Genomic DNA, 12,755 nt, shown 5'->3' with positions numbered 1-12,755 from the left:
CTTAAGGTTCTGTCTATGTAGCCACTATAAAGTGTGAAGCTGTAGACGGGTCAAGGATGTTTTAACTAAGGGTTAACAATCTTTTGTTGCTTACTTTTAGTATTGATAACGAATATTGAGTCAATTCAAAATACTCAACCAATTGATATGATAATCTTTGTCTATGTTTGATTCTAGTGATGGAAGAACGATGTAATTTTAACTCCATCACTATTTATAAAAGGTTTTATCAATGCAATCTAGAGGTTCAGAGTGGCATCAGTGGGACTTGCATTTTCATACGCAATCTTCATACGATTATAAAGCTAAAACAGCAACTAACGCCGATATCATCGCCGAAATGAAGAAAAATGGTATATCAGTGTTTGCTATAACCGATCATCATGTGATCGATATAGAGCGTCTAAATGATTTACAATCATTAGGGAAAAGTGAAGGCATTACAGTACTACCAGGTATTGAGTTTTTATCTGATGCTAGGGGTAAGGAACCCATACATTTCATTGGCATATTTCCAGAAAATTGCGATATCAATAATGTATGGGGACAACTGCAATACAAGACTGATTTACATAAAATCAAATCTGAGCAATTAAAACACAATGAAGTATATTGCGACCTAATCGATACTATGAGGCTTGTGAAAAGCTTAGGTGGGATCACAACAATTCATGCTGGGGATAAAAGTGGGTCAGTGGAAAACATAACACATTCCCTACCACATAATAGCGCTCAGAAAACCGACATCGCACAAGAAGTGGATATATACGAACTTGGCAAGGAAAGTGACCAAGATGGTTATCGAAAATTTGTGTTTCCTCATATAAATCGAACAATACCTATGATCATATGTTCTGATAATCATCATATTGGTCACTACAAACGTAAGCAAAAGATGTGGATAAAGGGTACTCCAAATTTTGCTGGGCTAAAATACGCTTTAAACGAGCCAGAAAGTAGATTTTATATCGGTGACGAACCTCCAGTAATAGCCAGGGTTAGAGAAAATAGAACAAAGTATATAAAATCATTGAATATCTCTATGACTGGTAAACATGATGCGAAGAATAAATGGTTTGAGGATATTGATATCCCATTAAATAGTGAGTTGGTCACTATAATTGGACATAAAGGTAACGGTAAGAGTGCAATTTCTGACATCATTGCTATGTGCGCTGACTCAGAACATTCAGATGACTTTTTATTCCTACACAAAAACAAATTTAAAAAAAGAGGTCTCGCAGATAGATTTAGTGCGAAGTTAACCTTCGAGAGCGGTAAAACGTCGAGTGACAGACTTCTCACTCATGAGATAGCTACTAATCAACAGCGACTAGTGCGTTACTTGCCTCAAAGTTATTTTGAAAAAGTTTGTAATGAAATAGGGAAAGTTGAAGCTTTTCGGGCTGAAGTAGAAAAAGTGGTTTTTCAATATGTTCCTTACCATAAACGTTTTGGACAACCCACTTTCAGCGAGCTAATCACATTTAAAAAAGAGGCAGTAAATAAACTTCTTCATCACCTTTTGGAAGAAGTTCGCTCTTTAAATGAAAAAATAATAAATCTTGAAGATTGGAGCAGTCCAAGCAAGGCAGAGAGTTTTATTAGTCAAAAAGCTATTGTTCAAGAGGAATTAAGAGTCCACATTACGACAAAACCTTTAGAAATTGCAGACCCGTCAAAAAAAGAAGAAACCGAAGAAGTAAGAGAAAAGAAAGCAACTTTACAAAAGTTAATCGATAGTAAGGCTCGACTGGAAATACAATTCAATGAGCTAAATGAATCGATTAGCTCCCGTTCTCAACTTACAAGTCGCCTAGTGGGTTTCAACGCTGAATTAATATCAAAATTTGACGATATTAATAATGTATTAGAAAAGGCCGATGATGAACTAAAACCTCTAGGAATCAAAATTTCAGAATTTATAGATTATAAATTTGATAAAGAATCTTTGGATAAAGAAATATCTGTTGTAGAGAATCAACTGGAATCTGATCTAAAAGAAATTGTTTTGCACGATGACTATCAGAAAGCGGATATCTCTACATTAAATATACAATCTAAAATAAAGCGCTATGAGCATGATATATCAATACTTGAATCACAGTTTACTGGAGAACAAAAAGTATACCAAGACTACCTACGTAATCTCGCAAATTGGCAAGTCCGCAAAGATGAGATCGAAGGTAGCTCTGATAAAAATGGAACATTAAATTATTATATAGCAGCTTTGAATTTTATTAGCGAAGATTTACCTGAAAAACTAAACGGTTTAAGAGAAGAGCGTTTAAGTAAAACACGGGAAATATTCAAGATTAAATCTGAGATAAAGGAGTTTTATGACGATATTAAATCTGAAATTGACCCAGTATTAAATGGGTCAGATGTTTCTGGATTAAATATTGTTAGCGCTTTTTATCCAGATAGTGACCTTGCAAAGAATATTCTTAGGAATATAAAGCAAAATCGTTCTGGCACTTTTTTTGGAGTTGATGAAGGTTCTAGAATACTAGATGAAGATCTAATTGGAGCTACGGATTGGGATGATGGTGAAAGTATCACATCTTTCCTTTGTAAACTGATCGATTATCTTGAGTGCGATCATCGAGAAAATAAGAAAGAAGCACCAATATTTATAGGAGATGTCACGAACAACCGAAAAGAACTCTACGATCTTATTTTTGGATTAGAGTATTTATCACCGCACTATGATTTAAGACAAAAGGGAAAAAGTTTAGACCAGTTATCCCCGGGAGAAAAAGGGGCTTTACTGCTAGTATTCTACCTGGTCCTAGATAAGGAAGACATTCCATTAATAATTGATCAGCCAGAAGATAACCTAGATAATAATAGCGTAGCTACGGTTTTAGTTCCTTATATCAGAGATGCTAAGTTAAATCGTCAAATTATAATGGTAACCCACAACCCTAATTTAGCTGTTGTTTCGGATTCAGAGCAAGTTATTAAAGTGGAAATAGACAAAGAAGATGGCAACCGTTTTTCATTCATATCAGGTGGTATCGAATCTCAGATTATCAATAATCATATTGTTGAGGTACTAGAAGGAACAATCCCTGCCTTCACATTGAGGCGAGATAAGTATCAAATCAACTAGATTGACAACTACGCCCTTGCTTTTAAAGTATTGATTTTATTGAACTAAATAAAATCACTCGAGAGTCTAATCTTTAGTTCACCTTTCCAGTTACGATTTAGAGCCCTGCTCCACAAAAAAAGGCCTCGCAATGCGAGGCCTTTGATTTTCTATCTATCAGAAGAGATTAGTCGCGAAGTGCTGCGCCGAATTTCTCTGAGATTGAAGCTACGATAGCATCTACTGAACCAGCGATGTCTGCATCTTCAAGTGTGCGCTCTACAGACTGTAGGCTAAGTGCGATTGCTAGGCTCTTCTTACCTTCTTCAACGCCTTGACCAACGTATACGTCGAACAGTTTAGCGCCTGTTAGGAATTCGCCACCAGCAGCGATACACGCTTCTACGATGTCGCCAGAAGCTACTGCTTCGTCAACAACTACTGCGATATCACGACGGTTTGCAGGGAACTTAGATACGGCTACTGCTTCTGGAAGCACGCGAGTGTTGATAGCTGCCCATTCGATTTCGAATACGATAGTGCGGCCGTTAAGACCAAACTTACGCTCTAGTTCTGGGTGAACAGTACCAATGATACCCACTTCTTTGCCGTCTACGACGATAGCCGCAGTTTGACCTGGGTGAAGTGCTGGGTGCTTAGCTGCTTTGAAGCTGTATGCGATTTCGTTTGCAGAAAGCTCAAGAACTGCTTCTAGGTCACCTTTAAGATCGAAGAAATCTACAGTGTTAGTTGCAATGTCCCAGTGCTCTTCGCCACGAGTACCAGAGATAACGCCCGCAAGCATCATTTCTTGGCGCATGCCGTTTTCAGCCGTTGCTTCAGGGATGAAACGTAGGCCTGATTCGAATAGACGAACGCGAGACTGTTGACGCTTCTGGTTGTGAACAACTGTGTTTAGTAGACCTTGGATTAGGCCAAGACGCATTGCTGACATGTCCGCAGAGATTGGGAATGGCAGGATTAGCGGCTCAACACCAGGTACAACCAATTTTTGCTGTTCTGGTTCTACGAAGCTGTATGTGATTGCTTCGTGGTAGCCACGGTCTACAAGAAGGTCACGAACGCGCTTAAGCGGCTGGTCAGCTTCTTTGTGGTCATTCATTTTAAGTGCGGCTTTAGGCGCTTGGTTTGGAATGTTATCGTAACCGTAGATACGACCTACTTCTTCAATTAGGTCTTGCTCGATTGCGATATCAAAACGCCAAGATGGAGACGTTGCCGTCCAACCAGCGTCTGTCGTTTCAACGTTACAACCTAGGCGAGTAAGAATTTCCACTACGTCTGTAGATGGGATTTCGTGACCTAGTAAGCTATCTAGCTTAGCGCGACGTAGAGCAACTACGTTTGCTTTAGGAAGATCAGCTTCAGATTCGCTGCCGTTTACTGGCGCAACTTCACCACCACAGATTTCAACTAGAAGCTGTGTTGCACGCTCCATAGCTGCTGCTTGTAGCGTTGAATCAACACCACGTTCGAAACGTAGAGAAGAATCAGTGTGAAGGCCGTAAGCACGTGCGCGACCACGGATGTGATCCGGTGCGAAGAATGCTGCTTCAAGAAGTACGTCTGTCGTTTCAGTAGTAACACCTGAATCTTGACCGCCAAAGATACCAGCGATTGCTAGTGCTTTGTTTTGGTCAGCGATAACAAGCGTGTTGCTGTTTAGTTCAGCTTCGTTGCCATCTAGAAGTGTTAGCTTTTCGCCCTGCTCTGCTAGACGAACCACGATACCGCCTTCGATCTTAGCGAGATCAAATGCGTGCATTGGTTGGCCTTGCTCTAGCATCACGTAGTTTGTGATGTCTACAACTGGGTCGATTGAACGGATACCACAACGACGCAGTTTTTCTTGCATCCAGATTGGAGATTCCGCTTTCACGTTTACGTTCTTAACCACACGGCCAAGGTAACGTGGACAAGCATCAGTTGCTTTGATTTCAACAGATACTGTGTCTTCAATGCTTGTTGCAACAGCGTCAACTGTTGGCTCTGTAACGTCTGCGCGGTTTAGTACGCCAACTTCACGAGCAAGGCCACGGATGCTGAAGCAGTCTGCGCGGTTTGCTGTTAGGTCTACGTCGATAGTTACGTCGTTAAGCTCAAGAAGCTCACGTACGTCCATGCCTAGCGTTGTGCCTTCTGGTAGCTCAAGGATGCCGTCAGACTCTACGTCGATACCTAGCTCAGAGAAAGAACAAAGCATGCCGTGCGATGGAACGCCACGTAGTTTTGCTTTCTTGATTTTGAAGTTACCAGGCAGTACTGCGCCAACTGTTGCTACTGCTACAGTTAGGCCAAGACGACAGTTAGATGCACCACATACGATGTCTAACAGCTCTTCTTCGCCGATATCAATTTTAGTTACTTGTAGTTTGTCTGCGTCTGGGTGCTGACCGCACTCAACCACTTTACCTACTTTAACGCCGGTGAATTCACCAGCAACAGGTTCTACATCGTCAACTTCCAAACCAGCCATAGTGATTTGGTGAGCTAGCTCTTCGCTGTTAATTGCAGGTTTAACCCACTCGCGTAGCCAAGATTCACTGAATTTCATAGTTTCGACTGCCCCGGATTACTTGAATTGTTTAAGGAAACGAAGGTCGTTCTCGAAGAACGCACGAAGGTCATTTACGCCGTAACGAAGCATCGTTAGACGCTCTACACCCATACCGAATGCAAAACCAGAGTATTTCTCAGGGTCGATGCCAACAGAGCGAAGTACGTTAGGGTGAACCATGCCACAGCCTAGAACTTCTAGCCATTTGCCATCTTTACGTTTCACGTCAACTTCAGCTGAAGGCTCTGTGAACGGGAAGAATGAAGGACGGAAACGCACTTCAACTTCTTCTTCAAAGAAGTTACAAAGGAAATCGTTAAGAATGCCTTTAAGTTGTGCGAAGTTTACGTTCTCATCAACTAACATACCTTCCACTTGGTGGAACATTGGCGTGTGAGTTTGATCGTAGTCGTTACGGTAAACACGACCCGGAGCAATGAAGCGGAATGGCGGTTTGCCGTTTTCCATCGTACGGATTTGAACACCAGAAGTGTGCGTACGTAGCATTAGATCAGGGTTGAAGAAGAAAGTATCGTGATCAGTACGAGCTGGGTGATCGTCTGCGATGTTTAGTGCATCAAAGTTGTGGAATGCATCTTCGATCTCAGGGCCAGACTCAGTGCTAAAGCCAAGCTCACCAAAGAACTGTTCGATACGCTCAACAGTGCGAGTAACTGGGTGAAGACCACCGTTCTCAATGCGACGACCTGGTAGGCTCACATCGATAGTTTCTTCAGCTAGTTTCGCTTCAAGCTCTGCACGTTGTAGTGCGTCTTTGCGAGCTGCGATCGCTTGTTGAACAGCACCTTTCGCTTTGTTGATCTCTTGACCAGCAGTGCGACGCTCTTCAGGTGGAAGTTTACCTAGGCTTTGTAGTTGAAGAGTTAGTTCACCCTTCTTACCTAAATACTGAACTCGCACTTCATCAAGTGCGACTAACGAATCTGCTGTATCAATAGCAGTCGTTGCATTAGCAATGATCTCTTCTAGATGTTGCATCATTTCCTCATCTACCAGTTGGTAGTGTCCGTATCGGATGATTAGTTTTTTTAGATAGCTACACATAGTAATCAAACACGCAACCAATGCCAAATTGAATCGCTAAAAGAACAAGTTATTGCCTAAAAACACGGCAAATTTAACAGGATATTAATGAGGAGTAGGAAGAAGTGGAACAATTACAGGTGCCACTTCTTAATTTGGAAATGACCTGAAGGCTAGATCTGAATAGAACAAACGCTGTTCTTCCCTGCGTTTTTTGCTAAATAGACGGACTCATCCGCCGCTTTAATCAATTCGTTCATGGTTTCGAATTCTTGGGTCATTTCAGCGACACCGACACTAATACTGCCAATCCAAACTTGATGACTGGTTTCAACCTCTAATTCAGACACTTTCTGTCGAGCGGTTTCCGCGATGTACATCCCACCTTTAAGGTCGGTGTTTGGGCAAATAACCAAGAACTCATCGCCACCTAACCGGCAAACAATATCATCATTACGGAACGTGTTTTTCAGTTCACGCGAGAGGGTTTGTAGCACCAAGTCGCCTGCATCATGGCCGCTGGTGTCATTAATGCGCTTGAAGTGGTCGGCATCAATCATAATACACACTAAAGGCATGCCCAGTTCTTTGGAGTCTTGCCAATGCAGCGCTAACTGTTTAAAAGCACTACGACGGTTATGCAAATTAGTAAGAGAGTCGGTTAATGACAGTTCTTCAAGTCTCTTATTCGCTCGTTTTAATTCTGCCGTACGTTCCTCAACTTTATCTTCGAGTAACTGGTTGAAGCGTAACAACTGTTTGTTTCGTTCAGAGACTTGTTCAAACAGGCCGTTAAGCGCAGCCAACAGCGGGACAGTCGCAGAATCTTGCTGCTTTTCTTCCGCTTCAAAGGCTTGCAGAGGTGTCGCGCCCTCTTCTATCGCGGTCATTTGTCGCGCCATGTTTTGGTCGATGCCGAGGATGTGGTAAGCAAGCCAGTGGATCAATAAATCAAGTAACTGCCGTGCTGACGACTGATCTTCTTCCATGATGAAAGCTTGCATACTGTAGATATCTTGCATAAATACACGATGCACTTTGATATGCTCTTCAATGTGTCGCTCATACACACCGCAATCTCTCATCAAAGATTCTTCTTCTTTAAAGTGAAATTCGGCATAGCATGTGAGATCGAGTAAAGCGACGTTTATGTCGTCGATAGAGATAGTGTTCTCTGACAACAGATTTCCGTAGTGGTTGATAATACCAACAAGATATTGATGCTGTTCATCTACAACACCAATGCCTGTTTCAAAGTTTTTATCCCAATTAAATGAATTCATAAATCCCTTAAGGCCGATACCACCAGCACGATTTACATGCATATTCGGAGGTTATAGATACTGAAAAAATATAACCATTTTACCTGTAGGTTTATTCGATTGTTTGATCCATTTTATAAAAAGAAGATATTGAACACTCTAAATATAACTCATCTTAAATTTGAGACGCCCCTCTTAACAAGAACGCCTCATAAAGCTAACACTAGAAATAATATTCCAACGCCATCTCAACAAAATCATCCTTACGTGCGAAGAACAACAAGTCTTCTGGGGTTTCGTTCTCAAACAACCAAGCATTCAGTCGCCACTTGAGATTGTTGTTAATACGGCTCGATGCCTCTAGCTTGGCACTGTAGACATCACTGTTATCTAAGTCTTGAGTGATACCAGTAAGCACTTCGGTGCCGTCTTCATCGTTCAAAGCGAAACGGGCGCCAAGGAACACATCATTTTGGCCGATGGTTTGGGCATTGTTGCCTCGGCTGTCATACAGGTATTCAGCGATGAAGCCGATGTCCCAGTACGATTCAAGCGCCCCTACCCAAGTGTATTCAAAGCCTGTCGCCACGCCGGTATGGTTGTCGTAGCTGTCGCGATAAATGCTTTCCAGCTTCCATAACCAGTCACCGATAATGCCTTGAACATCCAATCCGAAGTGTTGCATTTGGGCGTAGTATGGCTTGAGTTGATTGCCTTCCACACGGTAATAAGGGTCGCGGTTTGTGCCGCCTAAGTAGCTTAAACCGACATCCCAATCACCGTACATTTGGCTGTAACGCAATGCCACATCAACGTGTTTTTCTTCTCGTGAAGATTCGTAAAGCGCATCGTCCGATACTAGCACGGTTGGCCTTAATCGACCGTCTTCGCCTGCGAAGGTACGCTCACGAAAATACGGCAGTAACATGGCGTCTATGGTGCCCCACTCTTTTATCGAGGTGAAGTGCACCATAGGCTGACCTAACTTGGATTCGCCATCGACCGATTCAATGGCATCGGTCTGGTTTACCACATCCACTAAATGCGCCGATTCGGTTACGCCCCAAAATACCTTTCCAACACCCGCTCGCAGTTCGTAATCATCCCAATAGGTTAAATACAAGGCTTCGCGAATATCACCATGAGTTCGTTCATCGTCTTCACTGTCTAGGCGATAAAACGGGGTGAAGGTAATGCTGCCGTTGCCCTCTTGTTGCTCCCAGTAAAACTCTGGCTGCAACACCAGTGAGCTTTGTCCTTTGTCTTGCCCTTGTAAGCCGTCGCTAAAGAACTGCCTATGTTCAAGGTTAACCTGCCCTGCGATATCAGGACTAAAGCCTGCCGCCACACAAGGCAACGACACCTGCATAAGCCCGACGGTCGCCGCCAAGGTTAAGGATAATTGGGTTCCTGTTGCCACAATCCTTTTCATATTCCTGCCTTATTTCGCACGTTTTAGTGTGTTCTTTTGGAAATCCTTGTCTTTAAGACCGGTCTGGAACACTAAATCTGTCGTGGTTAATACGGTGCTTTTGCCTGTTTGATGGTTTTGCATCGCCATGGTGTGTGCGCGCCAGTATTGGTTTAGGTACTGTTTGTAATCTTGGAACGATAGAGTTTTAAGCAGTGCGCCTTTGCGGTCGTAAAACTCGACTTTCATTGGGCGGTAGTGCTGTTGGTCTAGCCATACCTTTTGCATGGTGTAGCCTGAGTTTTTATCGGTCGGTACTTGCTCTAAAACAAAGGTGTCTACGCCTTCCAGTTTCGCGTCTTCAATGTAGTTGAAGGTGTACTTTTCAAGTTCAAACGAGCTTAAGTCCTCATACGCAAATTCACTGCCCATAAACGGGCCAGATTTGTTGCGTGAAGAGATGCGTTTTACACGCTTGAGTGCAGGAAGATACAACCACTGGTCATCGGATTTGGTGATGTGCGAATGGTTTAGGAAAGCCGTGCCTTTTACGTCGCGTGGTTCATCAAAAATGGTTAAGCCTTTGTCGCCATCGTCATCGACTTCCAAAGATTTCAATCGCATCAGACGTGTACTGCTTTCGCCCTGCTTGTTGCGAAGTAGCATTTCCATGGTTGCGACAGAATCGCCCCACCCGACATCGACCGCTTTACGTTGCTCGGCAATTTCTAAGCCTTTCGCAGGGTCTGCTAACGCTGGGAAAGCGGCGAATGTGCTCAGTGCCAACGAGCTAACAGTAAGTAATGTAGTAGCGAATGTTTGTTTAACGCTTTTCATAAATATCTCCTTGAGTCAGCCCACCGCAGCAGGCCGACGTTTCCTTATTTGGTCGAAGTAGTCAGTTCGGCTGTCGATCTAGGCTGCGACTTGGTATCTGGCTTTGATTCGTGCTGAGTTTTAGCTGAATAGTGGGTCTGTTTGTCGAAGATCATCAGTAAGCTTGGTAGCAAGATGAAATCGACCACCAGCGCAATGAAAATCACAATCGCGCTGAGTAAGCCCATGTCGGAGTTGAGTCTGAAGCTCGACATCGCCAGTACAGAGAAACCGGCCACTAGCACAACAGTGGTGATCCACAAAGCGCGACCTACGGTGTGGAAAGCGTATCGAACCGCTTCTTCTGCTGATTTCCCTTCGATTCTTGCGCGCTGGTATTTACTCAAGAAGTGCACCGCATCATCAACCACGATACCCAGTGTGAGCGTGACCACGACTGACAAACCGAGGTTGATTTCACCTGAGATAAGCGCCCATAAACCAAAGCCAATGATCGCAGGCGCAATGTTGGGCACTAGGCTGATCATGCCTAAGCGAACCGAGCGCAATGCAAAGATCATCAAGCCAGAGATAAGCACTAGGGTGATAGGCAAAGTTGATAGCATGCTCGCCATGTTGGTTTCGCCAATATGAGCAAACATCAGTGACGGGCTCGAAGCCACCACTTCATATTGCGGTGCATTGGCTGCAAACCATGAGTAAATGCGCTCTTCGAGTTCGACTAGCTCAACGCTGCCAAGGTTATCGACGGTGAGTACCATTTTGATCGATGATTTATCGACGTTGATCTGGTTGTTCAAGTCCAAGCCGTACGGCAGAGACATTTCGTAAAGCAGCAGATATTGCGCGGCAAGTTCACGGTTCAGCGGTAGCTTGTAGTAGCTGTCGTCGTCGGCATGCATATTCTTGTTCAAACGCATGTAAACATCAGAAAGCGTGGCGACATGGTCGGTTTCTGGTTGAACACGTAGCCACTCAGTAAAGTCACCAATCGCTTGCAAGAACACAGGATCAGCAATCGCTTGAGACTCGTTAGTTTTCACTGCGATACTGAGGGTTGTCATGCCGCTGACGGTCTCTTCCATGAAGTCGGCCGCTTGTCTGAATTCACTTGAGGTATCGAAATACTTCACCGATTCATCGTTGACTTTGTTGAGCGGAATTAACGCGGCAGCGCCAACAATCACTAGCGTAGAAATCGGCAGCAGTGCTTTACGGTTAGTTACGACAAAATCGCCCAGCTTATCCATGAAGGTGACTTTGTCTGCCGCCTTAGAGTTGGCAGGTAGACGTTTGACTGGCAGCAGTTTTAGCAACGCTGGCAACATAGTCACAGACAAGAAGCACGCAATAAGTACACCCAGTGCCGATAAGTTACCGAAATCACGCAGCACTGGTGAGTCCGACATGTTCATCATCAGGAAACCAATCGCAGTGGTCACCGAGGTGATCAGAATCGGCATCGCATTGAGCTTGATGCTGTATTGAATGGCTTGTGCTTTCTCCATACCGCGCTGCATCGCTTGTCTCATGGTCACAATCACGTGAACACAATCAGCCACCGCCAAAGTTAAAGCCAAGGTTGGCACATTCACGGTTGCGGTACTCAAGAACATCCCTGCCCAACCAGACAATCCCATGGTGGCAACAATCGAAGAGATGATCACAATGAGCGTCGCCACCACACTAAAGAACGAGCGCAGCATAAAGGTCAGGAACACCAGTACCACCAACAGCATTAAGGGAACGAGCGTTGAGCTGTCTTCTTGAGCCGAAGTCATAAACGCGTTGTTCATGGCTATGATGCCCGCTTTATGGAATTCGACATTAGGATACTGAGCTCGGTACTTGCCGATCATGGTATTGATTGCCGCAATCACCTCTTGCACTTCTGCGGTTTTGTCCACTTCTGGCAGTTGCACGGTGACGTTCACAATCGTCACATCGCCAGAGGCCGACACCAAGGCATTCTTAAGCAACGGCTCGTTAAGGGCGATCTGTTTTACTTTGGCGATGCGTTCTGGTGTGTGTTCGTACTCTTCATACAGCAAGTCTTCTACCAAAAGATCATCTTCAATGGCTTCGGTGTGCTGATAATTAGCAAGGGAATCGACACGGCTTGAATACGGGATCTGCCACGCATCAACCGTGAGATTTTGAATCAGGGTGAGAGTTTCAGGGGTGAAGACATTGCCATCTTCAGGTGCGACAACAATCGCAAGGTTGTCGGTTTTTGCAAAGGTGGTTTGGATTTCATCGAACGCCATCAACTGCTTGTTGGTGCCTTCGAAGAAGATGTTGTAGTCCCCTCTAAAGTAGAGGTTCTTAGCCCCTAATGCAGAGAGAATGATGATTGAAAACACCACCAGCAGAACGATAAACGAACGCTTGGTAGGTATTGAGTGCCAACTGTTTAGATCTGTGTTTGCGCTATCGGCATTAGGGTTATCTCGGTTTTGCTGATCGAACGTGGGCTTCTGGCTGTCATGTTTCATCACAGTCTCCATTTGTGACGATTCGTCATATTTG

7 protein-coding genes are annotated in these 12,755 nt (G+C 44.0%); 1 reads left to right on the top strand and 6 read right to left on the bottom strand.

Annotated features, from left to right (window positions below):
• Positions 1 to 232: 232 nt before the first annotated feature.
• Complete coding sequence (locus AB4558_RS16195) at positions 233 to 3,115, top strand: TrlF family AAA-like ATPase (protein ID WP_372074244.1); 2,883 nt, start codon at positions 233 to 235, stop codon at positions 3,113 to 3,115.
• Between the two features lie 166 nt (positions 3,116 to 3,281).
• Here the strand turns inward: AB4558_RS16195 and pheT are convergent, their stop codons facing one another.
• From pheT to AB4558_RS16165, 6 genes are all read right to left on the bottom strand, one after another.
• Positions 3,282 to 5,669: a phenylalanine--tRNA ligase subunit beta gene (gene pheT, locus AB4558_RS16190; protein ID WP_372074243.1), complete on the bottom strand. Its 2,388-nt coding sequence runs from the start codon at positions 5,667 to 5,669 to the stop codon at positions 3,282 to 3,284.
• Positions 5,670 to 5,687: 18 nt separating this feature from the next.
• The gene (gene pheS, locus AB4558_RS16185; RefSeq protein WP_004734764.1) at positions 5,688 to 6,671 is read right to left on the bottom strand and encodes a phenylalanine--tRNA ligase subunit alpha; all 984 of its coding nucleotides are present in this window, start codon (positions 6,669 to 6,671) and stop codon (positions 5,688 to 5,690) included.
• A 218-nt stretch (positions 6,672 to 6,889) separates the two neighbouring features.
• Positions 6,890 to 7,999 (bottom strand): GGDEF domain-containing protein, encoded by a 1,110-nt coding sequence (locus AB4558_RS16180; protein WP_029235308.1) that lies wholly within the window; start codon positions 7,997 to 7,999, stop codon positions 6,890 to 6,892.
• A gap of 202 nt (positions 8,000 to 8,201) precedes the next feature.
• Positions 8,202 to 9,410 (bottom strand): hypothetical protein, encoded by a 1,209-nt coding sequence (locus AB4558_RS16175; RefSeq protein WP_136979923.1) that lies wholly within the window; start codon positions 9,408 to 9,410, stop codon positions 8,202 to 8,204.
• A 9-nt stretch (positions 9,411 to 9,419) separates the two neighbouring features.
• Positions 9,420 to 10,226, bottom strand: a complete 807-nt coding sequence (locus tag AB4558_RS16170; RefSeq protein ID WP_017060448.1) for an outer membrane lipoprotein-sorting protein — start codon at positions 10,224 to 10,226, stop codon at positions 9,420 to 9,422.
• A gap of 44 nt (positions 10,227 to 10,270) precedes the next feature.
• Positions 10,271 to 12,733: an RND family transporter gene (locus AB4558_RS16165; protein WP_372074240.1), complete on the bottom strand. Its 2,463-nt coding sequence runs from the start codon at positions 12,731 to 12,733 to the stop codon at positions 10,271 to 10,273.
• Positions 12,734 to 12,755: the final 22 nt, after the last annotated feature.

It is taken from the genome of Vibrio sp. 10N.222.51.C5, assembly GCF_041474575.1.
Lineage (GTDB): Bacteria > Pseudomonadota > Gammaproteobacteria > Enterobacterales > Vibrionaceae > Vibrio > Vibrio crassostreae_C.
The sequence above is the reverse complement of the archived record's forward strand: the minus strand, read 5'-3'. Positions and strand labels throughout refer to the sequence as shown.